This window comes from Trujillonella endophytica (assembly GCF_900110555.1).
Classification (GTDB): Bacteria; Actinomycetota; Actinomycetes; order Mycobacteriales; family Geodermatophilaceae; genus Trujillonella; species Trujillonella endophytica.
Genome location: NZ_FOEE01000003.1, coordinates 258,579 through 283,257 on the forward strand (window position 1 = coordinate 258,579; position 24,679 = coordinate 283,257).

Consider the following 24,679-nt stretch of genomic DNA (forward strand, 5'->3'; position numbering starts at 1 on the left):
GATGGGCTGGTCCGCCGGGCTGGTCAGGCGGGGACGAGCAGGTCCTGCCCCTTCGAGGGGGCCTTCCCGGTCAGCAGGTCCTCGCGGTGCAGGAGGAGTTCGGTGCCGTCAGGGCGGTAGGTGTGCCACGCGCCCCCGGGATCTCGTTCGATCCGGAAGCCGTGGTGGACCTTGCCGTGGTGGCGTTCGCAGAGCAGACCGAGGTTGTCCGGTTCGGTCTCACCGCCGAAGGCCCAGTGCAGGATGTGGTGGGCCTCGCACCACCAGTACGGGGCGTCGCAGCCGGCGAACACACAACCGGCGTCGCGCAGGTCCAGCAGGTGCCGGAGCGGCGCAGGGACGATGCGTACCTCCCGGCCGCGGTCCAGCGGTTCACCGTCGGTGCCCATGACGACGCGGGCGACGGTGGAGTCGCAGGCCAGCCAGCGGGCCCGGGCGGCGGAGAGGGTGGCACCGAACCCGGTCCGGGCGGCGGTCTTGCCGGTGGCGGGGTCGACCAGGGCGTCCACGCCGACGACGGCGGCGATCTGGGACCTGCGGGTGCGCAGCGTGGGCACCTGCCCGGCGGCGAGGGTGTTGTCGGCCCACTGCACCAGCGCGTCGGCGCGGCGCTGGGCGGCGGTGCGGTCGTCGGCGGCGCAGCGGGACGCGGCGGCCATCGACTCCAGCACCGCAGTGACCTTCTCGCCACCGACCGAGTCGAGCTCGGCGTGCATCGTGACGGTGCCGTCGGGGTGGCGGGCGATCGTGAGTGCCCGCTGCCGGGCGGGGTCGGGTTCGGGGCCGTCGGGGTCGAGCCGGGCCAGGTAGTCGGCCACCGCCTCGGCGAGCGCCTGAAAGGGCCGGCCGGTGGCGATGGTGGCCAGCGCGGCATCCACCGCAGCCAGGTCCACGCCCTGCTCGGCGGCCGCCGCGACGTGCTGGGGAGCCGTGATCCGGGCGATCTCGGTGACGTGGTCGGCGCCGATCGCGCCGGCGGCGAACGCCGCGCCGGTGGCCGGCAGCAGGTCCAGCGCCCGGCCGCGGTGCACCAGCGCGGAAGCGGCCGGCCGCTTCATCCCGCAATGGGTCCGCAACCACGACTGCATCGTCTTCAGCCCGTCGTGCTCGGCGGCCTGCCGGGCGTCGGCGACCCGGACCGCCGCGGTCAGCCGGGCCGCGACCCAGTTCTGCTCGGCCACCAGCGCGGCGACCTCGGCGAGCAGCTCGGCGTCGGTCAGGGCGTGCAGGCGCTCCTCGTCCGCGCCTGGCCCATCGGTCGAACACATGTACGAATTCTAGCGCAATCAGGAGAGGCTCGTCAGGTGAATCCCCAGGTCAGTGGCGTATCCACAGATCTGAGCGGCGTCTTGCGGAGGAGCGCCCGCAAGCCCCTTCCGACGGCGCCGGGACGTCAGCGCCCGTATCGGCGCCCGACGCGCGATGCCTCGACGGCCCGCAGGATCCGCGTGGCCCTCCGGCGATCGGTCAGGGAGAGGCCCACCCCCGTGTCGCTGCCCAGGACGAGGCCCGCGATCGTGCCGACGAGGATCGCGGGAACGCTGCCCTCCCGCTCGAGCACCTCGGTCGCCCACTCGCGGGCGACACGCGCGACCCTCCGGTCGGGATGCGTCCTCCCCTTCCGCGCCAGTCGCAGGACGGACCGCTGCTCCGCCCGGGACAGGTCGTCCCAGCTGTAGACGGTCACGTCCGCTCCCTCCCGGCGCGGAGTCCCCGCCCGCGCAGAACTCATCGGCACCCCCAGCACGTTCCTGGAGCCGCCGGGGCCACCGGACGGGCGGGCCGGTCACCCGCGGGGACGACGCCCCGTCCCCTCGACAGGTGGCGGGGCGTGATCGTTCCTAGACTTCCGGGGTGAAGATCCCCTTCCGGTCCTCCGAGCGCGCCAGCCTCGGCGTCGAGTGGGAGCTGCAGCTCGTCGACCGGCGGACCGGCGAGCTGAGTCCCGGGGCGATCGAGATCCTCGCCGAGCTCACTCCCGAGGGCGCCGCCGAGCCGGCGAAGGCCAAGCACGAGCTGCTGCAGTCGACCGTCGAGGTCATCACCGGGATCTGCACGACCGTCGCCGAGGCCCAGGCCGACCTCGCCGGGACCGTCGCCGAGGTCGCCGCCGCCGCCGACCGCCGCGGCCTGGACCTCATGTGCGCCGGCACGCACCCCTTCACCGACTGGCAGACCCAGCTGATCTCGCCCAAGGAGCGCTACCTCCAGCTCGTCGAGAAGATGCAGTGGCTGGCCCGCCGGCTGCAGATCTTCGGCGTGCACGTGCACGTCGGCGTCCGCGCGCCGGAGAAGGCGATGCCGATCGTCAACGCGCTCACCCAGTACGTGCCGCACTTCCTGGCGCTGTCGGCGTCCTCGCCCTTCTGGGGCGGCTGCGACACCGGGCTGGCCTCGGCGCGCAGCAAGGTCTTCGAGGCGATGCCGACCGCCGGCCTGCCCCACCAGCTCGCGCAGTGGGCGGACTTCGAGGCGTACATGGAGACGCTGATCTCCACCGGCTCGATCGAGAGCGTCCGCGAGGTGTGGTGGGACATCCGCCCCCACCCGGACTTCGGCACCGTCGAGCTGCGGATCTGCGACGGACTGCCGACCCTCGACGAGATCGGCGTCGTCGCCGCGCTGTCGCAGTGCCTGGTCGAGCAGTTCGACACCCAGCTCGACCGCGGCTACACCCTGCCGACGCCGCCGAGCTGGGTGCTCAGGGAGAACAAGTGGCGGGCGGCCCGCTACGGGCTGGACGCCGACATCGTCGTCGACGAGAAGGGCACCGTGCGGCCGGTCCGGCAGGCGCTGCTCGACCTCGCCGAGGAGCTGGAGCCCACCGCGCGCCGGCTGGACTGCGCCGATCAGCTCGCCGACGTCGAGCGGGTGCTGGCCGCCGGATCCTCCTGCCAGCGGCAGCGGGCGGTCGCCGCCGCGCACGGCGGCGACCTGCGGCCGGTGGTCGCCGCGCTGGTCGCCGAGTTCCGCGACGGGCTGGGGGGAGCGGCATGACGTGGTCGGTCGAGCAGGCCGGGGCGGCGGTCGACGAGTGGACGACGGCGCGCGATCAGCGCCTCGTTGCCGTCCGCCGGCACCTGCACGCCCACCCGGAGCTGGCCTACGTCGAGTTCGAGACCACGTCCTTCGTCGAGCAGAAGCTGCGCGACGCCGGCCTGACGCCCAAGCGGCTGCCGACCGGCACCGGGCTGGTGGTAGAGGTGGGCTCCGGCGAGGGGCCGACCGTGGTGCTGCGCGGGGACATCGACGCGCTGCCGCTGCCCGACCTCAAGGACGTCCCGTACGCCTCGACCCGCGAGGGCATGTGCCACGCCTGCGGACACGACGTGCACACGACCGTCGTCCTGGGGGCGGCGCTCGCGCTGGCCGCGCTGGACGACCTGCCCGGCACGGTGCGCTGCGTCTTCCAGCCCGCCGAGGAGACGGTGCCCGGCGGCGCCACCGAGGTGGTCGCCGCGGGCGTCCTCGACGGTGCCTCGCGGGCGTTCGCGCTGCACTGCGACCCGTCGATCCCCGTCGGGACCGTCGGCCTGCGCACCGGCGCGATCACTGCGGCCTGCGACCGGATCGACGTCGTCCTCACCGGCCCCGGCGGGCACACGGCCCGACCGCAGATGACGGTCGACCTCGTCGACGCGCTCGGCCGGCTGATCACCGACCTCCCGGGGCTGCTCTCCCGTCAGGTCGACCCGCGGGCGGGCATGTCGGTGGTCTGGGGCGCGGTCAACGCGGGCGTCGCGGCCAACGCCATCCCGCAGCGCGGCCAGCTGCGCGGCACCGTGCGGGTGCTGGACCGGGACGCCTGGCAGTCGGCCGAGGACCTGCTGCGCACCCTCGTGGCGCGGCTGGTCGCGCCCACCGGGGCCGGCGTGGAGGTCGACTACGTGCGGGGGGTCCCGCCGGTCGTCAACGACCCCCGGGCGGTGGCGCTGCTGCGCGCCGCCGCGATCGACACGGTCGGCGCCGACGGGGTGCGGCTGTCACCGCAGAGCATGGGCGGGGAGGACTTCGGCTGGTTCGCCGACGTGCTGCCGATCGCCCTGGCCCGGCTCGGCACCCACGGCGGCGGCCCCGCCCTGGACCTGCACCGCGGTACCTTCGACGTGGACGAGCGGGCCATCGGGGTCGGCGTCCGGCTGCTTGCCCGGACCGCGCTGCACGCGCTGGTCGCCGACGTCGGAACTCCCTCGGAAGGGCGGTCCCCGGCCCCCGGGCGTCCGGCGCCGCGCGATCGCCGGTAGCGAACCCCTCAGCGGGCCGTCACTGCTGCCCCTCCGGCGTCGGCGATGCCGCATCGAGCCTCGCGCCGATGGTGGCGAACGCCTCGTCGAGCGTGACCTCGAAATCCAGCTGGCCGTCGGCGGCGACCCAGTGCTCCAGGGCGACGGTGTAGCAACCGATGCCGGCGGACACCAGCACCGAGTCGCTGAGTGTCGGAGCCCTTTTCGAGCCACCGCGGGCCGCGAGGGCCTGCGCCGCCGCGGGCTGCCAGTTGCTCTGCTTCGCCAGCAGGCCGCCCCAGAGCGCGGGTGTTCCCCGGATGAAGCGCAGCAGCGTGAGGACACCGCTCGGATCCGCTGCGTAGCCGCGGACGGTCTGCTGAAGTGCGCGCCGCAGCGACGTCCATTCTTCTTCGTCCGCAGGTCGACGCAGCAGTTCGTCGATGATCCTGCCGGCCTCGATGTCCCAGGCGCCGAGGACGACGTCCTCCTTCCGGTCGAAGTACCGGAAGAAGGTGGTCCGTGACACTCCGGCGGCGTTCGCGAGGTCGTCGATGGTGACGTTCTCGAAGCCCTCTCGACGCAGCAGCTCGTAACCGACGGCGGCCAGCTGTGCCCGCACTGCCTCCTTGGCGATCTGCCTCGTGCTGATCGGTGCCGGACGACTCATCTCAACCTCATCGATCCTGGACCCGACACGGGCATCTCGAACTCCACCGGCGCGCCGGACGGCTTGACCCGTCGAGTCTCGCACCGCGCCGAGTGGACGGCCGTCCGCCTCTTGCTGTGAACGGGGTCACCTTGTAGCGTTCTGTTTGTGGTACTCAGTACCGCAAACAGCTCTCCATGCCACCTATGGTGCGCGCCAACCACCGGCGTCGGCTGTAGCAGCAGTGCACGGGCCTCTGCTCGACCGTCGGAGTCCCCAGGGACGAACAGGAGTCAACGTGACCGACCTGCCCGCGACGACCGCCGATCCCGCTCCAGGCGCTCTCTACTGGGATCCCTACGACGTCGCCATCGATGCCGATCCCTATCCGGTCTACCGCCGGCTCCGGGAGGAGGCGCCGCTGTACTACAACGAGCGCCACGACTTCTTCGCGATCAGCCGGGCGGACGACGTCGACACCGTGGTCACTGATCCTGCGGCCTACATCTCCGGCCGGGGGGCCTTCCTCGACTTCGTGCGTGCCGGCATCGAGTTCCCGCCCGGCATGTTCATCTTCCAGGACCCGCCCGTCCACACGAGGCAGCGCGACGTCCTGGCGGGGGTGTTCACGCCACGCCGGGTGGCCGAGCTGGCGCCGCAGATCCGGGCGTACTGCGCGCGGAGCCTGGATCCGTTGATCGGCTCCGGCCGCATCGACTTCGTCACCGACCTGGCCGACCAGATGCCGATGCGGGTCATCGGGATGCTCCTGGGGATCCCGGAGTCGGACCAGGAACTCGTCCGGGACACGACGACGGGCAGCATGCACACCGACGCCGGCAAGCCCATGGAGGTCGCGTCGAACGAGGCCCAGGGGGCCGCCCACGAGTCGCTCTACGCCGACTACATCACGTGGCGCGAGAAGAACCCGTCCGACGACCTGATGACGCAGCTGCTCAACTCCGAGGTCGAGGACGAGTCAGGCGATCGCCGGCGGCTGACGCACGAGGAGATCCTCACCTTCGTGGGCCTGCTCGCCGGCGCGGGGAACGAGACGTCGGGGCGGCTCCTCGGCTGGATGGGCAAGGTCCTCGGCGATCACCCGGTGGATCGGCGAGAGCTCGTCGAGAACCGGGCCCTCATCCCGGCCGCCATCGAGGAGATCCTCCGTTTCGAGCCTCCCGGTCACAGCTTCGCGCGGGTCCTCAGCCGGGACGTGGAGTGGTACGGGACCACGGTGCCGAAGGAGAGCGTCGTCGTCTTCCTCCCCGCGTCCGCGAACCGGGACGAGCGGCGGTTCCCCCACGGCGACGTGTTCGACATCCACCGGCCGCGGACGCGGCACTTCACCTTCGGATACGGCATCCACTACTGCCTGGGAGCGGCACTGGCCCGGTTGGAGGGGCAGATCGCGCTCGACGAGGTGCTGACCCGGTTCCCCGAGTGGCACGTGGACGAGGAGAACGCGCGGATGCTCTCGTCCTCCGTCGTCCGGGGGTGGGAGACGCTCCCCGCCTCCATCCCCTGATCGTCCGCCCGCAGACAGTCCCTCCGTCTCCACACCCGGAAAGGCACCATGCGATGTCCAGCGACTTCATCGTCTCCGCGGACGCCCACCTCATCCAGCCCCCCGATCTCTTCACCACCAGGATGCCCCGGCACCTGAGGGACCGGGCGCTGTGGGAGGAGTCCATCGAGATCGAGCCGTGGGTCGAGAACGGTGCGACCTCGTTCCGGCTGCTCCACGCGCCGGGCTTCGAGGGCTGGGCGGAATCCCGTTACCACCAGACCGACGGGAGAACCCCCACCGGCGATCCCGAGCAGATCCTGGAGGACCTCGACCACGACGGCGTGGACGCGTCGATGCTGCATCCGAACTGGCCGTTGTTCGTGTTCTGGACCGACGACCACGAGCTGTCGATGGCGCACATCCGGGTCTACAACGACTACCTGATCGAGCAGATCCTCCCGTACGGCGCGCGGCTCCGGCCGACCTGTCCGATCACCCTGACGGACATCGACGACGCCGTCACCGAGATCGAGCGGGTGGCGAAGGCAGGGCTCAGGGCGATCCTGCTGCCTGCCGTGTCGCCGATCTCGTACCACTCCCCGGAGCTCGACCCGATCTGGGCGGCGGCACAGGCGAACGGGATGCGCGTGTTCTTCCACGTCGCCACGGGCGGGGTCAAGGCGAACGCGGGCAACTCCGCGGCCCTCGACGGGATCACCATGGCCGGCCGGATGGGCAAGGCCGACGTGACCCCGGCGATGGCGGCGGGCCGCATGTTCTCGGCGGCTTCCGGGTCGGCGGCGCAGCCCGTGCGGATCATCACCGAACTACTGGCGGGAGGCGTGCCCGAACGGTTCCCCGACCTGCACTTCGTGCTCGTCGAGTTCAACGCCCACTGGCTGGCCTCGATGATGGGGAGCATCGACAAGGCCTGGGTGACGGGGGTGGGCCAGGACCCGGATTGGTGGGGCGGCTTCTGGGACAAGAACCGGCCGAGCAACGACCAGCCGGCGATGGCGCAGTTGTTCCGCGTCAACTCCAAGTGGCCCTATCCGCTGCGGCCGAGCGAGTACGTCAAGCGCCAGTTCCACGTGTCCTTCCAGGACGACCCGGCTGCGGTGGCGTGCCGGGGCTTCACCGGGGTGTCGTCGCTGGTGTGGGGCATGGACTACCCGCACGCCGAGGGCACGTTCCGGGGGACCCGGGACCTGCTGCCCCGACTGTTCGCCGGGGTGCCCGACGAGGACCGGAGGGCCATGGTCGGCGGGACGATGGCCGAGCTCATGGGATTCGAGCGGGCGAGGCAGCGCGTCTGATCCCTCGCCGCGCAGCAGGCGGAGCCCGACGGCGCCACGGCCCGACGGGCCCCGGCGGTCGCCGGGAGGAGCCGTGCGCCCATCGACGTCCGGCGGTGGGTCCGTTCGACCAGGAGACGAGTACACCCATGCACTTCGCGCACACATCCGGTCCCGTCGCGCCCGGCCGCGCGCCGTGAGCGGCGCCCGCTCTCCGCTCGTGGGGCTCCTCTACCGGGAGACGGCAGCGGCGATGCCGTTGCTCGAGTTCGCGCAGGCCGCCGCGGAGCGCGGCTTCGACAGCGTCGCCATCGGTGAGCACACGCACATCCCGGTCTCGCGCGAGTCGCCCTTCCCCGGCGGTGGTGACCTGCCGGACGCGTATCCGGAGTTCCCGGATCCGTACGTCGCGCTGGCGTTCATCGCCGCGCAGACGTCGCTGCGGATCGCGGTGACGATCGCCCTGGTCGCGCAGCACGATCCGATCGCGCTGGCGAAGACGACGGCGACGCTCGACCGGATGTCGGGAGGGCGGCTCACCCTCGGTGTCGGCTTCGGCTGGAACCGCGAGGAGCTCGCCAACCACGGCAAGTCGTTCGCGGACCGCCGCGAGATCGTCCGCGACTACATCCGGCTCATGCGGACCATGTGGACCGAGACCGAGGCCGAGTACCACGGGACCCACGCCAACCTCGAGCGCTCCTGGTCGTGGCCGAAACCGATCCAGTCGCCCGTCCCCGTGCTGCTCGGCGCCCAGGCGGGCCCGCGGGCGTTCGAGGCGATCATCGACTGGGCCGACGGATGGATCCCGGGCGGGCACGACCTCGACTGGCTCGCCACGCAGCTCGAGGAGCTGCGGAGCAGGTGGGTCGACGCGGGCCGGGACGAGGCCGGTCCCGTGGTCTGGCCCATGCAGAACTTCGTCCTGACCGACGAGCAGCTGCAGTCCCGGCTCGAACGTCTCCGGGAGCTGTCGGTGCACCAGGTGCTGCTCGACATCCCGACCGCCGGCCGGGACGAGGTCCTCCCGCTGCTGGACCGCTACGCGAACGTGCTGGCGGCATCGAGGTGAGTTCCGCACCGCCCCCCGGAACCGACGACGTACGACACGAGGTTGGAGAACCCAGATGACCGCAGCGTCCTCCGGAGTCGGCGTGCTCTTCCGAGCGACCGCCGACACCGATCTCCTCGGGCTGGCCCGAGCGGCCGAGGAGCGCGGGTTCGATGCGTTCGCGCTCGGCGAGCACACGCACATCCCCGTCGACTCGGACGAGACGCAGTTCCCCGGCGGCACCGACCAGATCCCGCAGTCCTACGCCCGGTTGCTCGACCCCTACATCTCCCTCGCCTACGTCGCGGCGACCACGTCGATGAAGGTCGGCACCGCGACGTCCCTGCCCGCCGAGCACGACCCGATCGCCCTGGCGAAGGCCCTCGCGACCCTCGATCACCTCTCCGGGGGCCGGCTCGTGCTCGGCGTGGGCTACGGCTGGAACAGCGCGGAGATGCACAACCACGGAAGGGACTTCGCGGACCGGCGGGCGATGGTGCGCGAGATCGTGGAGCTGATGCGGGAACTGTGGGCGAACGAGGTCGCCGAGTACCACGGGAAGCACTTCTCGCTGGCGCCCAGCTGGTCGTGGCCGGAGCCGGTCGGCGGTTCGGTCCCCGTCCTGCTCGGAGCCGCGGGGGGCGCGGTGGCCATGGAGCAACTCGTCCAGTGGGCGGACGGCTGGATGCCCGGCGGGCCCGCCGGCTGGATCGCCGGGAAGCTCGCCGAGTTGCGCGCGCGCTGGACCGACGCCGGCCGGGGCGAGCCCGGCCCCGTCGTGTGGGCCATCCAGGGGATCGAGGACACCGACAAGGCCAGGAAGAACCTCGAGATCCTGCGCGGCGCGGGAGTGGCGCAGGCACTGCTCGCCTTCGACACCACCGATCCGGAGGAGGTCCTGCCCGTGCTGGACCGGTACTCGACGTTCATCGCGTAGCGGAGGGAGAGCCCAGTGATCAGCGAGGAAGCGCTGGCCGTCGAGGAGATCTACCGGGAACGCCGGCGCAGCCCCGCTCCGCCCGCAGCCGATCTGGCCACCCAGCGGGCGGACGCCGACCGGTTCGGCGACGAGACGGCCGAGCCGACCGGGGTCCGGTTCGAGCCCGTGGATGCCGGCGGCGTCCCTGCCGAGTGGGCCGTTCCCGACGGCGCCGTCGCGGAACGGGTGTTGATCTACTTCCACGGCGGGGGCTACGGGTTCTGCTCGATCGGATCGCATCGCAAACTGGTCGGGCACCTCGCGAAGGCCACGGGCTGCGTCGGCCTGAACGTCGGATATCCCCTGGCGCCGGAGCACCCGCATCCCGGTGCGGTGCTCGCCGCCGTGGCGGCGTACCGGTGGATCCTCTCGAGGGGACACCGGCCGGAGGCCGTCGTCCTCGCGGGCGACTCGGCCGGCGGCGGGCTCGCGGCGGCAGCGCTCGTCAAGGCCCGCGACGACGGCCTGCCCATGCCGGCTGCCGGGATCCTGATGTCGCCGTGGGTGGACATGGCCCTCACCGGCGAGTCCATGACCACGTGCGTCGACACCGATCTCCTCTCCGCCCCGGCCGGGAACAGGTACTGCGCGCAGCAGTTCCTCGCCGGTGGAGATCCGCGCGACCCCTACGCGTCCCCGCTGTACGCGGACCTGGCCGGGTTGCCGCCGCTCTACATCCAGGTCGGCGACGGCGAACTCCTCCTCGACGACGCGCGGCGGCTGGCCGAGAAGGCGCGAGCCGCCGGCGTGGAGGTCCACCTCGATGTCTTCCACCGGATGCAGCACGACTTCCAGATGTTCGCGGGCCACATGCCCGAGGCCGATGCCGCGGTCGCGGCCATCGGGGCGTTCGCGGCCGGTCGTCTCGGCTGATCCGGAGCGCGGCCCCGGAGCCTCGCTCCGCACCCGACGTGAACCATCTCGATCCGGAACGACGAAGGAGTGCAGCATGTCGGGAAACGAGGTCCGTTTCGACGGACGGTCCATCCTGGTGACCGGTGCCGGCCGCGGCCTGGGCAGGGCCCACGCGCTGCTGCTCGCCTCGCGCGGGGCCCACGTCGTCGTCGCGGACAGCGGGGTCGAGATGAACGGTGCCGGCGGTGACGTCGCCGTCGCCGACGCCGTCGTGGACGAGATCCGTTCGGCAGGGGGGACGGCGGTCGCGTGCGCCGCTGATCTCGCGTCCGAGGACGGATCGATCCGCGCGGTCGCGTCGTGCGTCGAGTCGTTCGGTCGCCTCGACGCGATCATCCACAACGCGAGTTCGGTTCCCCGGCCACTGCCGGTCGAGCGGCTGTCCTCCGCCGAGTTCGACCTGTGCATGCGGGTGAACGTCTACGCGGGCTTCTGGTTGACGCGGGCGGCGTGGCCGCACATGGCCGAGCGGGGCTTCGGTCGGATCGTCTACACGACGTCGGGTGCGATGTACGGGTCCGCCGGAGCGATCGCCTACGCAGCGGCGAAGAGCGCCTTCATCGGGCTGGCGCGTTCGTTCGCCGTCGCAGGCAAGCCGCACGGGATCAACGTCAATGTCCTCGCACCCTCGGCCCGGACCCGGATGCACGGCACCGGCGACCCGACGACGCCGTACATGGACTGGCTGTTGCGGACGATGGTGGCGGAGAAGGTGTCCATCGGGGCGGCGTACCTGGTGAGCGAGGAGTGCGACTTCAGCGGCGAGGTCCTGTCCTTCGAGGGCGGGCACATCTCGCGCGTGACGCTGGCCGAGAACGAGGGCTTCTTCGGGCCGGGCGAGTCCATCGAGGAGGTCCGCGACGCCGCCCCCGCGGTGCTCGCCGACTCGCGATACGTCCATCCCCGGACGCTCAACGAGCGGATGCTCTGGTCGGCGGAGATGTTCGGCGTCGCCGAGAGCCTCGACGCGGCAAAGGTGTGGAGATGAGGCGCCGGAGCTGAGTGGGGCCCCCCGGGCGTCCGGTGCCGGGGGATCGCCGGTAGAAAACTCCTAGCGCATCGCCTCCCCGCGAGGCCCCCCGAGCACCGGAGCACATGATGAGTTCGCCCGCTCAGCCCGCCCCGGCGGACGCCGACGTCCCGGCCGAGCACGCGGTCCCCGAGGACCTCGTCCTCGCCGGGGAGTTCCCCGCCGCCACCCGCGAGCAGTGGCGCGACCTGGTCGCCGGCGTGCTGCGCAAGGCCGGCCGCGAGGACCTGCCCGAGCACGCCGAGGACGCCCTGCGCCGCACGGTGGCCACCGGAGTCGCCGTCGCCCCGCTCTACACCGCCGACGACGCCGGCGACCTGCCGGCCGCCGTCGGGGTGCCCGGCATCCCGCCGTTCGTGCGGGGCGCGCGCCCCGGCGCCGCGGGGGAGACCGCGGCCGGCGGCGCCGACACCGACGTGCCGGCGGGCTGGGACGTGCGGCAGCGGCACGCCGACCCCGATGTCGCGGTCACCCGCGAGGCGATCGCCGCCGACCTGGAGAACGGCGTCTCCTCGCTGTGGCTGGTCCTCGGCGAGGGCGCCGTGCCGGTCGGCTCGCTGGGCGAGGTGCTCGCCGACGTCTACCTCGACCTCGCGCCGGTCACCGTCCAGGGCGGGGTGCCGGCTGCCGAGGCGTTCCTGGCCCTCGTCGAGGGCCGGAACGACCTGGCGCCCGGCGGCTCCCTCGGCCTCGACCCCATCGGTGTGCAGGCCGCCACGGGGGAGGAGCAGGACCTCTCCGGGCTCGCCGACCTCGCCCGCCGCGCGGCGGCCCACCCCGGCCTGCGCACCGTCGTCGTCGACGGCACGGTCTTCGCCGGCGCCGGCGGCGGCGCCGTCGAGGAGCTCGGCTGCTCGCTGGCCGCCGGTGCGGCCTACCTCCGGGCGCTGACGGACGCGGGGCTCACGGTCGACGAGGCGTTCGGCCAGCTGGAGTTCCGCTACGCGGCCACCGCCGACCAGTTCACGACCATCGCCGCGCTGCGGGCCGCCCGCCGGCTGTGGGACCGGGTGGGGGAGCTCTCCGGCGCCTCGCCCGACGTCCGCGGCCAGCGCCAGCACGCCGTCACCTCCTCGGTGATGACCACCCGCCGCGACCCGTGGGTGAACATGCTGCGCACCACCGTCGCCTGCTTCGCCGCGGGCGTGGGCGGCGCCGACGTCGTCACCGTCCAGCCCTTCGACGCCGCGCTCGGCCTGCCCGACTCGTTCTCCCGCCGGATCGCGCGCAACACCCAGAGCCTCCTGGTCGAGGAGGGGTCGCTGGCCCGCGTGCTCGACCCGGCCGGTGGCTCCTGGTACGTCGAGTCGCTGACCGAGGAGCTCGCGCAGGCCGCGTGGGCCTGGTTCACCGAGATCGAGCGCGCCGGCGGCATCGTGCGCGCGCTGGCCGACGGGCTGGTCCGCGAGCGGGTGACCGCGGCGTGGGAGCAGCGGCGGAAGCGGCTGGCCACGCGCTCCGACGCGCTCACCGGCGTCAGCGAGTTCCCGAACCTGACCGAGAAGCTGCCGCAGCGGTCGCCCGCCGCCGACGTCCTCCCGACCGGCCCCGGCGGGCTGCCGCGGGTCCGCGCCGCCCAGGAGTTCGAGGAGCTGCGCGACCGCGCGGACGCCGCGGGGCACCCGGACGGCGGGCCCCGCCCGCGGGTCTACCTCGCCACCATCGGCCCCGAGGCCCGGCACACCGCCCGCGCCTCGTTCGCGGCGAACCTCTTCCAGGCCGGTGGCCTGGAGACCCCTGCGGGCGACGGCGCCTCCGGCCTGGCCGACGCCGGGACGGCGGTGGCCTGCATCTGCGGCACAGACAAGGACTACGCGCAGTCCGCCGCCGCGCTCGCCGCCGAGCTGCGCGCCGCCGGCGCCACCTCGGTGTGGCTGGCGGGCAAGCCCTCGCTGGACGTCGAGGGCATCGACGGGTACGTGTACGCCGGATGCGACGCGCTCGAGGTCCTGCGCGCCGCCCACGAGCAGCTCGGAGTGACGGCATGAGCACCATCCCCGACTTCGGTTCCGCGGAGCTGGGCCGGCCGGCCGCGGCCGGCACGGCCGACGACTGGGCCAAGCGCTACGAGGAGGCCACCGGGCGCAGCGTCGCCGAGGCCACCTGGCACACGCCCGAGGGCATCGACGTGCCGCCGCTGTTCACCCCGGCCGACCTGGCCGGCGTGGATTTCCTGAAGACCTTCCCCGGTCTGCCGCCGTTCCTGCGCGGGCCCTATCCGACGATGTACACGACGCAGCCGTGGACCATCCGCCAGTACGCCGGCTTCTCCACCGCAGCCGCGTCCAACGCCTTCTACCGGCGGAACCTGGCCGCGGGCCAGAAGGGCCTGTCGGTCGCGTTCGACCTCGCCACCCACCGCGGCTACGACTCTGACCACCCGCGGGTGCGGGGCGACGTCGGCATGGCGGGCGTGGCGATCGACTCGATCCTGGACATGCGGCAGCTGTTCGACGGCATCCCGCTGGACCGGATGAGCGTCTCGATGACCATGAACGGCGCGGTGCTGCCGGTGCTGGCGCTCTACGTCGTCGCCGCCGAGGAGCAGGGGGTGGCGCCGGAGCAGCTGGCCGGGACCATCCAGAACGACATCCTCAAGGAGTTCATGGTCCGCAACACCTACATCTACCCGCCGGAGCCGTCGCTGCAGATCATCAGCGACATCTTCGCGTTCACCGCGCAGAAGATGCCCCGGTTCAACTCCATCTCGATCTCCGGCTACCACATCCAGGAGGCCGGGGCGACGGCCGACCTGGAGCTGGCGTACACGCTGGCCGACGGCGTCGAGTACCTGAAGGCCGGCCAGGACGCCGGGATGGACGTCGACACCTTCGCTCCGCGGCTGAGCTTCTTCTGGGCGATCGGCATGAACTTCTTCATGGAGGTCGCCAAGATGCGGGCCGGGCGCCTGCTCTGGGCGAAGCTGGTCAAGCAGGCGGGCGGGACGAACCCCAAGTCCTTGTCGCTGCGCACCCACTCGCAGACCTCGGGCTGGTCGCTGACCGCGCAGGACGTCTACAACAACGTCGTCCGGACCTGCCTGGAGGCCATGGCCGCCACCCAGGGCCACACCCAGTCGCTGCACACCAACGCCCTCGACGAGGCGCTGGCGCTGCCCACCGACTTCTCCGCGCGCATCGCGCGCAACACCCAGTTGCTGCTGCAGCAGGAGTCCGGCACCACCCGGGTGGCCGACCCGTGGGGCGGCTCGGCGTACGTCGAGAAGCTCACCTACGACCTGGCGCGCCGGGCATGGGCGCACATCGAGGAGGTGCGCGAGCACGGCGGCATGACGCGCGCGATCGACGACGGCATCCCGAAGATGCGCATCGAGGAGGCCGCCGCCCGCACCCAGGCGCGGATCGACTCGGGGCGCCAGCCGGTGATCGGCGTGAACAAGTACCGGGTGGACGCCGACGAGGCCATCGAGGTGCTGCGGGTCGACAACGCCCAGGTGCTGGCCGAGCAGACGGCGAAGCTGGAGCGGCTGCGCGCCGACCGGGACGACGCCGCGACCCGCGAGGCGCTGTCCCGGCTGACCGACGCCGCCCGCGCGGCCGCCGAGGGGCGCCGCGGCAACGACCTGGACTCCAACCTGCTCAAGCTGTCGATCGACGCCGCCCGCGCCCAGGCCACGGTGGGGGAGATCTCCGACGCGCTGGAGGCCGTCTACGGGCGGCACCAGGCGCAGATCCGCACCATCTCCGGGGTGTACCGCGACGAGGCCATGCACTCTCGACGGGACGGGGTCCCCAGCCCGGTGGAGGAGACCCGCGCCATGGCCGAGGCGTTCGAGGAGGCCGAGGGCCGTCGCCCGCGGATCCTGGTCGCCAAGATGGGCCAGGACGGCCACGACCGCGGTCAGAAGGTCATCGCCACGGCGTTCGCCGACCTCGGCTTCGACGTCGACGTGGGCCCGCTGTTCCAGACGCCGGAGGAGGTCGCCCGCCAGGCGGTGGAGGCCGACGTGCACGTCGTCGGCGTCTCCTCGCTGGCCGCCGGTCACCTCACCCTGGTGCCGGCGCTGCGCGAGGCGCTGGCCGAGCTGGGCGCCGACGACGTCGTCGTCGTGGTCGGCGGGGTCATCCCGCCCGACGACGTGCCGACGCTCAAGGAGATGGGTGCCGCCGCCGTGTTCCTGCCCGGCACGGTCATCGCCGAGGCGGCCCAGGGTCTGCTGCGCACCCTCTCCGCACGCCTGGGGCACTGAGCGCGGTCGTGGCCGAGGTCGACGTCGCGGCGCTGGTCGAGGGGGTCCTCGCCGGGAACCGGCGGTCGATGGCGCGCGCCATCACGTTGGTCGAGTCGCGGCGGGCCGACCACCGCGAGCGCGCCCAGGAACTGCTGGTCGAGCTGCTGCCGCACGCCGGCAACGCCCGCCGGGTGGGGATCAGCGGCGTTCCCGGCGTCGGGAAGTCGACCTTCATCGACCAGCTGGGCGTGACCCTCACCGGCGCCGGGGCGAAGGTGGCGGTGCTGGCCGTCGACCCCTCGTCGGCGCGCTCGGGCGGGTCGATCCTCGGGGACAAGACGCGGATGCAGCGGCTGTCGGTCGATCCGCGCGCCTTCGTGCGCCCCTCGCCGACAGCGGGCACCCTCGGCGGGGTGGCCCAGGCGACCCGCGAGTCGATGGTCGTCGTGGAGGCCGCCGGCTACGACGTCGTCCTGGTGGAGACCGTCGGCGTCGGCCAGTCGGAGGTGACCGTCGCGGAGATGGTCGACTCCTTCCTGTTCCTGACCCTCGCCCGCACCGGTGACCAGTTGCAGGGCATCAAGCGCGGCATCCTCGAGATCGCCGACGTCATCGCCGTCAACAAGGCCGACGGCCCCGGCGCCGCCGACGCCCGCAAGGCCGCCCGCGAGCTGGCGGGGGCCATCCGCATGCTGCGGGGGCACGGCGAGGACTGGGACGTGCCGGTGCTCACCTGCGCCGGGCTCACCGGCGAGGGCCTGGACGAGGTGTGGGCCAAGCTGGTCGAGCACCAGGAGCGGGCCAGGGCGTCCGGCGCGTTCGACGAGCGCCGCCGCACCCAGCAGGTGCGCTGGACCTGGCAGCTGGTGCGCAGCGGGCTGGAGCACCGGCTGCGGGCCCACCCGCAGGTGCGGTCGCGGGCTCCGGAGCTGGAGCGGTCGGTGCTGGCCGGCGAGGTCACCCCCGCCCGCGCCGCGCAGGAACTGCTGGAGCTCTTCCTCGCCGACCCCGAGCGCACGACCGCCCCCGCGGAGCCGGGCCGCGCATGACGAGCGACGTCCGGCGGCTGGATCGCGTGCTGAGCAGGCTGCACGCCGTGGGCAGCGCCACCGTGGACCCGGGACGGCGGAAGCGGGCGGTGCTCGCCGCCGCGGTGGCCGGCACGCTGGCCACCACGTACCTGGCCCTGGCGGGGACGTCGGTGGGCCGCAACGTCGCCGCCGAGGACCTGTGGTTCTTCCAGGTGGAGGCGATCACCCGCACCGCGCTGGGGGCCCGGCCCGCCCTGGTGCTCTGCGGTCTCGCGCTGGTGCTGCTGGGCGCCGCCTGGCTGCTGCTGGGCTGGGCCGTGCGCCACGGCGCGGGGACGCGCACGGTCGTGTCGCTGGGCGCGCTCTGGTCGGCGCCGCTGGCGATCGGCATCCCGCTGTTCAGCCCCGACGCCTACATCTACACGGCGGTCGCCTCGAGCATCCAGCACGGCGTCGATCCGTTCCTCGACGGCCCGGAGGCGGCCGGGGACGTGCGCGGCATCCGGGGCGGGGAGCAGATCTGGCTCGAGAACCCGTCGCCGTACAGCCCGCCGTTCGTCCGCCTCCTCGACCTGCTCGCCAAGGTGTTCCACGAGGACGTCCGCTCGGTCGTGGTCGCCCTGCGCGTGCTGACCGTGCTGGCTTGGATCGGGCTGGCCGTCCTCGCGGCGCGCATCGCCCGCCTCCAGGGCTTCGACCCGACGCGCACGCTGTGGCTGGTCGTGGCCAACCCGCTGTTCCTGCTGCACGGCGTCTCCGGCGCCCACAACGACGCGCTCATGCTCGTCCTCCTGCTGGCCGGCGTCTGGCTGGCGATGCTCCGGCGGCCCTACCTGGCGGTCGTGCTCTGCGCCGTCGGCGCGGGAGTGAAGGTGATCGCGCTGGCCGCGGTCGCCGTCATCGCCATCGACGCGGCCTGGCGGATGCCGACGCTGCGGGAACGGCTCCGGGTGCTGGTCTCGATCGGCGGGACGGGCCTGGCGGTGTTCGTGGTCGCCGTGACGGCGTGCGGCTACGGCTGGACGTTCCTCGGCAACCTCGACGTCCCGGGCCTGGCCAACGAGCCGCTGTCGCCGCCGACCGCGCTGGCCAACCTCATCTCCCACAGCGACCCGCCGCTGGACGCGGTCCGGGCGGTGGCGCTCGCCGCCGGCGCGCTGATCTGCCTCTGGCTGCTCACCCGCGTGCCGGAGTGGGGGCTGGTGCGGCCGACGGCGTGGATCCTGGTGACGATCGTGCTCACCGGCAGCGTCGTGTGGCCCTGGTACTTCATGTGGCCGGTCCTGCTGCTGGCGCTCACCGGGATCCGGGTCGACCGCTGGCTGGCGATCGGCGCCTCCCTGGGCTCCGTGTACCTGGCACTGCCCGGCGGGGAGGGCACGCTCGGGTACCTCAGCCGCCCGCTGGCCGACGCCCTCGTCGTGGGCGGCCTGGCCGGGGCCGGTGCCGTCGCGCTGTGGGTCCGCCGGCGCCGGCCGGCGGTGGGCGCCGTGACGCCCGTGCCGTCACACGCCGGAGGAGCGGCACTCCCGGGCACGTAGCCCGGCCACGTAGTCGTCGGGGGCGCCGGCGGCCTGCGCGGCCTCGGCCAGGGCGCCCAGGTGCCGGGCCGAGGGCAGCCCGCCCTCGAAGGCGTCCAGCGCGTACACGTAGGCCACCACGTCGCCGGCGAGCGTGTGCACCCGCAGGTTGAGCTTGCGGTAGAGCCCCAGGTCGGCGCCCTCCCAGGCGTCCAGCGCGCGCTCGTCGGCCTCGGTGAGGTCGTAGAGGGCGACGAAGACGCCGGGGGAGCTCCCCGCGCCGTCGTCGGGCACCAGGGTCGCCAGCGCGCCCTCCCAGCCGAACTCCTCGGCGCCGAAGGTGAGCCGCCAGCCGCGGATCCATCCGGTGTCGGTGTGCGGGGAGGCGGGACAGCGGTGCAGCATCTGTGCCGGGTCCATGTTGGACCCGTAGGCGGCGTAGAGGCCCATCGCCGTCGAGCCTACGGCGGGTGTGGCCGGGCCGACCGGTGACGATGCCGACATCCGCCCGGTCCGGCAGGGACAATGGCACCGGCACGTCCTCGAGCACCGCAGGAGCACTCCATGACCCGCATCGTCATCATCGGCGGCGGCCCGGCCGGCTACGAGGCCGCGCTGGTCGGCGCCTCCCTGGGTGCGGAGGTCACCGTCGTCGAGCGGGACGGCGTCGGCGGCGCCAGCGTGCTCACCGACTGCGTGCCCTCGAAGGCCTTCATCGCCTCCGCGGGGGCGATGACCAACGTCCGCGACTCCGCGGCCCTGGGCGTCTCGGGCAGCGACCTGCGCACCGCCGGAATGGACCTCGCCGCGGTGAACCACCGGGTGAAGGGGCTGGCGGTGGCCCAGTCCGCCGACATCCACGCCCGGCTCACCGCCGAGGGCGTGCGCATCCTCGCCGGGCAGGGGCGGCTGGCCGACGACGTCCGCGGGCTCGTCGAGCACCGGGTGGAGGTCCTCGACCGCGAGGGTGCGGTCGGCCAGGTGCTGGAGTGCGACGTCGTCCTCGTCGCGACCGGTGCCGACCCCCGCGTCCTGGCCGGTGCCGAGCCCGACCACGAGCGGATCCTGGACTGGCGCGACGTGTACGAGCTCGAGGAGATGCCCGAGCACCTCGTCGTCGTCGGGTCCGGGGTCACCGGCGCCGAGTTCGCCTCCGGCTACCTGGAGGCGGGCGTGCCCGTCACGCTCGTCTCGAGCCGCGACCGCGTCCTGCCGGGGGAGGACGCCGACGCCGCCGAGGTGCTCGAGCAGGTCTTCCAGTCCCGCGGCGGCCGGATCACCCAGCGCGGCCGGGCGGCCACGGTCGAGCGGAGCGAGAAGGGCGTGCTGGTCACCCTCACCGACGGGCGCACCGTCGAGGGCTCGCACGCGCTGATGACCGTCGGCACGGTGCCCAACACCCAGGGCCTGAACCTGGAGAAGTGCGGCGTGGAGCTCAGCGCGAGCGGCCACGTCGTCGTCGACCGGGTGTCGCGGACGTCGGTGCCCGGCATCTACGCCGCCGGCGACGTCACCGGTGTCTTCCAGCTGGCCAGCGTCGCGGCCATGCAGGGCCGGATCGCGATGTGGCACGCCCTCGGCGAGGCCGTGCAGCCCATCCGGCTGAAGACGGTCGCGGCGAACGTGTTCACCCACCCCGAGATCGCCACGGTGGGCGTGCAGGAGGGGGAGTTCCCCGAGGGCATGCCGCTCGACGTCGTCCGCCTGCCGCTGGCGACCAACGCCCGCGCCAAGATGGCCGACCTCCAGGACGGCTTCGTGAAGCTGTTCGCCCGCAAGTCCACCGGCGTGGTCGTCGGCGGCGTCGTCGTCGCCCCCGGCGCCTCCGAGCTGGTGCTGCCGATCGCGCTGGCGGTGACGAAGGGGCTGACCGTCTCGGACCTGGCGCAGACCTTCGCGATCTACCCCTCGCTGTCGGGCTCCATCACCGAGGCCGGCCGCCGGCTGATGGGCGCCGACGCGCTGGCGTAGTCCCCGGGGCTGCCGGTACCGCTGCGGCGGGTGTGACGGGGGTTCGGCTCAACACCGTCGATCCGGTGCCGACGCGCGCGCGGACCGCCGATTCCAGGGGGGATGTCTCCCCTCCCGCCGTGCACCGGCCGCCGACCCCGCCGCCTGCGCCCGCTGCTCGTCGCAGCCGTCGCCGTGCTGGCGCCGCTCGCGCTGCCCACCGCGGCGTCGGCCGAGACCGCGGGCCCCGACACGGTCGTCGGCGAGCTCGTGCAGGCCTGGCCCGAGGAGCTCGGCGGCCACTCCTCGCACGACGAGGACGGGCTGCCCCTGAGCTGGGTGGAGACCGCGGCCGGCGACGCCGTCCGGGTGCCCACCGACGAGGTCTCCGGGTTGCCGGTCGGCGCGACCGTCGAGGTCACCCTCGGCGCGACCGTCGACGACGACGCGGCCGACGAGCACGACCTGGACCCCGCCCGATCGGTGCTCGCCGGCGAGGTGCGCACCTCCGCGCCCGTGGCCGCGGCCACCCCGAGCAACTCCGTCACCGTGGTGCGGGTCGTGCCGGCCGGCGGCGTCCCCGACGACGTCTCCGTCGCGTCGCTGGTCGCCGCGGTCGACGGCCCGGTCGCCGAGTTCTGGGCGGGGCAGACCGGCGGGGCCGTGCGCTTCGGCGTCACCTCCGCCTTCCCGGACTGGGTGTCCACGCCCGCGACCTGCACCGACCCGACCGGCCTCTGGGACGCGGCCGCGGCCGCCGCCGGCTTCGAGTCCGGCCCGGGCCGGCACCTGCTGGTGTACGTCAGCAGCCGGCCCGCCGACCTGCCCGGCTGCTCGACGGCGCTCGGCCAGGTGGGCAGCGGTCCCGGCGCCGGCGGGCGGGCCTACGTCCGCACCCTGATGCCCTCGCTCATCGCCCACGAGCTCGGCCACAACCTGGGCCTCGGCCACTCCTCGGGCCGCCAGTGCGACGGCGCCGTGGAGACCGGCTCCTGCCGGACCGCCGGCTACCGCGACTACTACGACGTCATGGGCGCCTCCTGGGAGCACCTGGGCTCGCTGAACGCTCCCCAGGCCGCCCGGCTCGGCGTGCTGCCCGCCGTGGCGCAGCAGGGCCTCGCCGTCGGCGATGCGGCCGCCACCGTGGCGCTGGCGCCGCTGAGCGGGACCAGCGGCACGCGGGCGCTGCGGCTGGACGCCCCGGACGGCGGCGCCTACTGGCTGGAGTTCCGCGCCCCCGGCGGCCAGGACGGCTGGCTCGCCGCCGCCGGCAACCGGTTCCGCCTGGACGCCGGGGTGCTGCTGCACCGCGCCGGCGAGCACACCGACACCGCGCTGCTGCTCGACGGCTCCCCGAGCGCCGCCGCGGACTGGGACGGCGACCTCCAGGCGGCGCTGCCCGTCGGCGTCCCCGTGCCGGTCGGCGGCGGGGCCTTCATCGTCACCGTGCAGGCCGTCACCGGCGCGGGGGCCACCGTCTCGGTGCAGCCGGCCGCGCGCCCCGTGCCCGGTGTGCCGGCCGGTTCTGTTCCCGGTGGCCCCGGCCCCGACGTGCTGCCCGGCGACGCCGGGAGCGCGGCAGGCCCGGCGGCGGCCGAGCCCGCCACCGTCCTCGCCGCGGGCGCCCCGGCCGGCACGGACCGCGTGCAGGCGGACGGCATCGGGGCGGACGGCGTCGGCACCGACCAGGAGCTGGCGGCGCAGAGCCACAGCACGTCCTCGCTGTGGCTGCTCCCGCTGCTCACCGGCCTCACGGTCACCGGCGTGGCGCTGGCCGGGTGGCGGGCGGTCCGGAGGCTGCGCCTCGCCCGAGGCTGAGCGCGCCGTGGACTCCAGTTCCGGGCCGGTCCGGCCGATGGGAGAGGTGGTCCCCTGCGTAGTGGAGTCGTCCGTGCACAGTGCTCGTCCGCGGTCCACGCGGTTGTCCCTCCTCGTGGTGCCCGCCGTCGCGCTCGCGCTTCTCGCCGTGCCACCCGCACGCGCGGAGGAGGAGACGCCGGCCACCGGTGACACCGTCGTCGGGGAGCTCGTGCAGGGCTACGCCGACGCCGGACCGGACGCCGAAGAACCCGTGCCGCCGGCCGAGGAGGACGCCGGGCTGCTGAGCTGGATCCGGACCGCACCGGGGGAGGCCGTGCGCGTGCCGACCGAGGACCTGGGCGCGACCGAGGCGGGGGCCACGGTCGAGGTGGCCCTGGGCGACGCGGTGGTCGACGAGGCCACAGAGCAGGGGCTGGAGCCTGCCTACGAGGTGCTGGCCGCCGAGGTCGTCGCGCCGCCGGAGGCCACCGTGCCCGCGCCTGCTGCGGACCCGGCCGACCACCCCGTCACCGTCGTCATGGTGCAGCCGGCCGACGCCGCCGCCCAGCGCGCCGCCGACCCGACCACCCTGGCCCAGGTCGTGGCCGCGGTCGACGGTCCGGTCGCGGACTTCTGGCTCACGCAGAGCGCCGGCGCGGTGCGGTTCGCCGTCGCCGGCACCGTGGCCTCGTGGGTGGTCAGCGACGCCACGTGCCGCGACCCCTGGGGCCTGTGGGAGGACGCTGCCACCGCCGCCAGCACGGTGGGCTGGACCGGCGCCCCCGCCGAGCACCTGCTGGTCTACGTCCCGCGGAACAGCCCCAACTGCTCCTACGGCGTCGGCACCGTCGGCCGGGCGCTGGGCGAGGGCGGGCTGGCGTACGTGCGGGACACGGCGACGTCGGTCATCGCCCACGAACTCGGGCACAACCTGGGCCTGGGGCACTCCTCGCTCCGCCAGTGCGACGCGGTGACCGAGTCGGCGGACGCGAGCTGCCAGGTCCGCCCCTACTACGACCTCTACGACGTCATGGGCGCCTCGTGGACCCAGGTCGGCTCGCTCAACGTCACGCAGGCGGCGAACCTCGGCCTCCTCCCGTCCTCGTCGGTGCGGAGCGTGGGCCCGACCACGGGCGGGACGGTCGTGCTCTCGGCGGTGTCCGGCGGCACGGGCACCCGCGCCGTGCGCCTCGCGATGCCCGACGGCCGCGACTACTGGGTGGAGTACCGGCCGGCCGGCGGACGTGACGCGTGGCTGGCCACGGCCCAGAACCAGTTCGGCCTCCAGCCGGGCGTACTGGTCCGCAGGTCGACCGCGGGCAGCGACTCCTCGGTGCTCCTGGACGGGTCCCCGTCACGCGCCTCCGGCTGGGGCGGTGACCTTGAGCAGGCCGTCCCCCCGGGCACCGGGGTGCTGATCGGAGGCACCTATCGCGTGACGGTGGAGAGCATCGGCGCCGGTGGGGCCACCGTCCGGGTGGAGCCGCCGTCCGAGATCGCGCTGGTCCACCAGCGGACCGGTGGGAACGCGGGCCTGCTCGGCCCGCCGTTGCGGGCCGAGCAGTGCGGCATCCGCGACGGCGGCTGCTTCCAGGAGTTCCGGTCGGGGGTCGTGTACTGGTCGCCGGCGACGGGGGCGCACTTCGTGGTGGGCCTGGTGTGGCAGCGCTGGGCGGCGCAGGGCTGGGAGTGGGGCGGGCTGGGGTTCCCGGTCGGCGACACCACGTGCGGGCTGCGCGACGGGGGCTGCTTCCAGCACTTCCAGGGTGGGTCGGTGTTCTTCTCCCCGGCCACGGGCGCACGGGTGGTGGCCGGGGTGATCCGCGACCGCTGGGCGGCGACGGGCTGGGAGAACGGGCTGCTGGGCTACCCGACGGCCGACCCGGTGTGCGGTATCCGCGACGGCGGCTGCCTTCAGGAGTTCCGGTCGGGGGTCGTGTACTGGTCGCCGGCGACGGGGGCGCACTTCGTGGTGGGCCTGGTGCGCGGTCGGTGGGCGGCGCAGGGCTGGGAGTGGGGTCGGCTCGGCTTCCCGGTCGGCGACACCACGTGCGGGCTGCGCGACGGCGGCTGCTTCCAGCACTTCCAGGGTGGGTCGGTCTACTGGTCTCCGGCGTCGGGGGCGCGCGTGGCGTGGGGCGCGATCCGGGACACCTGGAGTGGCTACGGCTGGGAGGCCGGCCGACTCGGCTACCCGCTGACCGAGGAGATCTGCGGGCTGCGTGACGGGGGGTGCTTCCAGGCGTTCCAGGGCGGGTCGGTCTACTGGTCGCCGGCAACGGGCGCCGTGCCGGTCTGGGGCGCCATCCGGGACGCGTGGGCCGGGCAGGGGTGGGAGCACGGCCGGCTCGGCTACCCGGTGAGCGGTGAGTCCTGCTGGCACGGCTGCCAGCAGCGGTTCCAGGGCGGGTCGATCGAGTGGACGGTGGCGCGTGGCGCCCGGACGTTCCTCTCCGGCTGAGCCGGGGCGCCGGAGGCCTGCGTGACGGTCTGACGACGAGGGCCCGCTCCCGGAGATCCGGAAGCGGGCCTCG

The 24,679-nt window shown here is 73.8% G+C and carries 19 protein-coding genes; 15 read left to right on the forward strand and 4 right to left on the reverse strand.

Features of this window, described 5'->3' with window-relative positions; genetic code table 11:
* Window positions 1-23 precede the first annotated feature (23 nt).
* Together BMY88_RS06520 and BMY88_RS06525 are read right to left on the reverse strand one after the other, a co-directional pair.
* Complete coding sequence (locus BMY88_RS06520) at window positions 24-1,268, reverse strand: HNH endonuclease signature motif containing protein (RefSeq protein WP_091941343.1); 1,245 nt, start codon at window positions 1,266-1,268, stop codon at window positions 24-26.
* 125 nt (window positions 1,269-1,393) lie between these two features.
* Window positions 1,394-1,687, reverse strand: a complete 294-nt coding sequence (locus BMY88_RS06525) for a hypothetical protein (protein WP_091941345.1) — start codon at window positions 1,685-1,687, stop codon at window positions 1,394-1,396.
* Between the two features lie 167 nt (window positions 1,688-1,854).
* On the opposite strand from BMY88_RS06525, the gene BMY88_RS06530 reads away from it, so the two are divergent.
* Both BMY88_RS06530 and BMY88_RS06535 read left to right on the forward strand, forming a co-directional pair.
* Window positions 1,855-2,997, forward strand: a complete 1,143-nt coding sequence (locus BMY88_RS06530; RefSeq protein ID WP_091941347.1) for a glutamate--cysteine ligase — start codon at window positions 1,855-1,857, stop codon at window positions 2,995-2,997.
* Window positions 2,994-4,244, forward strand: coding sequence for an amidohydrolase (locus BMY88_RS06535; protein WP_091941349.1), 1,251 nt, complete (start codon window positions 2,994-2,996; stop codon window positions 4,242-4,244). The genes BMY88_RS06530 and BMY88_RS06535 overlap by 4 nt, the downstream gene beginning before the upstream one ends.
* Window positions 4,245-4,263: 19 nt before the next feature.
* On the opposite strand, the gene BMY88_RS06540 is transcribed toward BMY88_RS06535, so the two are convergent.
* The gene (locus tag BMY88_RS06540) at window positions 4,264-4,893 is read right to left on the reverse strand and encodes a TetR/AcrR family transcriptional regulator (protein ID WP_091941351.1); all 630 of its coding nucleotides are present in this window, start codon (window positions 4,891-4,893) and stop codon (window positions 4,264-4,266) included.
* A 277-nt stretch (window positions 4,894-5,170) separates the two neighbouring features.
* Between BMY88_RS06540 and BMY88_RS06545 the strand changes: the two genes are divergently transcribed.
* From BMY88_RS06545 to mptB, 10 genes are all read left to right on the forward strand, one after another.
* Window positions 5,171-6,400: a cytochrome P450 gene (locus BMY88_RS06545; protein ID WP_211435522.1), complete on the forward strand. Its 1,230-nt coding sequence runs from the start codon at window positions 5,171-5,173 to the stop codon at window positions 6,398-6,400.
* Between the two features lie 53 nt (window positions 6,401-6,453).
* Entirely contained in the window at window positions 6,454-7,698 is a 1,245-nt protein-coding gene (locus BMY88_RS06550; protein ID WP_091941353.1) for an amidohydrolase family protein, read from the forward strand.
* Between the two features lie 199 nt (window positions 7,699-7,897).
* On the forward strand, window positions 7,898-8,749 hold the full coding sequence (locus BMY88_RS06555; RefSeq protein WP_211435523.1) for an LLM class F420-dependent oxidoreductase: 852 nt from the start codon (window positions 7,898-7,900) through the stop codon (window positions 8,747-8,749).
* 55 nt (window positions 8,750-8,804) lie between these two features.
* Window positions 8,805-9,665 (forward strand): TIGR03619 family F420-dependent LLM class oxidoreductase, encoded by an 861-nt coding sequence (locus BMY88_RS06560; RefSeq protein WP_091941355.1) that lies wholly within the window; start codon window positions 8,805-8,807, stop codon window positions 9,663-9,665.
* Between the two features lie 15 nt (window positions 9,666-9,680).
* A complete protein-coding gene (locus BMY88_RS06565) occupies window positions 9,681-10,580 on the forward strand; it encodes an alpha/beta hydrolase (protein WP_091941356.1) in 900 nt (299 codons plus the stop codon).
* Between the two features lie 76 nt (window positions 10,581-10,656).
* Window positions 10,657-11,610, forward strand: coding sequence for an SDR family NAD(P)-dependent oxidoreductase (locus BMY88_RS06570; protein WP_170860981.1), 954 nt, complete (start codon window positions 10,657-10,659; stop codon window positions 11,608-11,610).
* 110 nt (window positions 11,611-11,720) lie between these two features.
* The gene (locus tag BMY88_RS06575) at window positions 11,721-13,640 is read left to right on the forward strand and encodes a methylmalonyl-CoA mutase subunit beta (RefSeq protein WP_091941706.1); all 1,920 of its coding nucleotides are present in this window, start codon (window positions 11,721-11,723) and stop codon (window positions 13,638-13,640) included.
* Window positions 13,637-15,862: a methylmalonyl-CoA mutase gene (gene scpA / locus BMY88_RS06580; RefSeq protein WP_091941360.1), complete on the forward strand. Its 2,226-nt coding sequence runs from the start codon at window positions 13,637-13,639 to the stop codon at window positions 15,860-15,862. The genes BMY88_RS06575 and scpA overlap by 4 nt, the downstream gene beginning before the upstream one ends.
* An 8-nt stretch (window positions 15,863-15,870) precedes the next feature.
* Window positions 15,871-16,893, forward strand: coding sequence for a methylmalonyl Co-A mutase-associated GTPase MeaB (meaB, locus tag BMY88_RS06585; RefSeq protein ID WP_244524492.1), 1,023 nt, complete (start codon window positions 15,871-15,873; stop codon window positions 16,891-16,893).
* Window positions 16,890-18,416 (forward strand): polyprenol phosphomannose-dependent alpha 1,6 mannosyltransferase MptB, encoded by a 1,527-nt coding sequence (mptB, locus tag BMY88_RS06590; protein ID WP_091941362.1) that lies wholly within the window; start codon window positions 16,890-16,892, stop codon window positions 18,414-18,416. Before meaB ends, mptB begins: the two co-directional genes overlap by 4 nt.
* Here the strand turns inward: mptB and BMY88_RS06595 are convergent.
* Window positions 18,381-18,845, reverse strand: coding sequence for a gamma-glutamylcyclotransferase family protein (locus BMY88_RS06595; protein WP_091941363.1), 465 nt, complete (start codon window positions 18,843-18,845; stop codon window positions 18,381-18,383). The two genes, mptB and BMY88_RS06595, sit on opposite strands and share 36 nt — an antisense overlap.
* 114 nt (window positions 18,846-18,959) lie before the next feature.
* Between BMY88_RS06595 and BMY88_RS06600 the strand changes: the two genes are divergently transcribed.
* From BMY88_RS06600 to BMY88_RS06610, 3 genes are all read left to right on the forward strand, one after another.
* Window positions 18,960-20,366, forward strand: coding sequence for an NAD(P)H-quinone dehydrogenase (locus tag BMY88_RS06600; RefSeq protein WP_091941365.1), 1,407 nt, complete (start codon window positions 18,960-18,962; stop codon window positions 20,364-20,366).
* A gap of 102 nt (window positions 20,367-20,468) precedes the next feature.
* Window positions 20,469-22,163 carry a reprolysin-like metallopeptidase gene (locus BMY88_RS23735; protein ID WP_091941367.1) on the forward strand — a complete coding sequence of 565 codons (1,695 nt, stop codon included), beginning with the start codon at window positions 20,469-20,471 and terminating at the stop codon, window positions 22,161-22,163.
* A gap of 148 nt (window positions 22,164-22,311) precedes the next feature.
* Window positions 22,312-24,606, forward strand: coding sequence for a reprolysin-like metallopeptidase (locus BMY88_RS06610; protein ID WP_139220414.1), 2,295 nt, complete (start codon window positions 22,312-22,314; stop codon window positions 24,604-24,606).
* Window positions 24,607-24,679 lie beyond the last annotated feature (73 nt).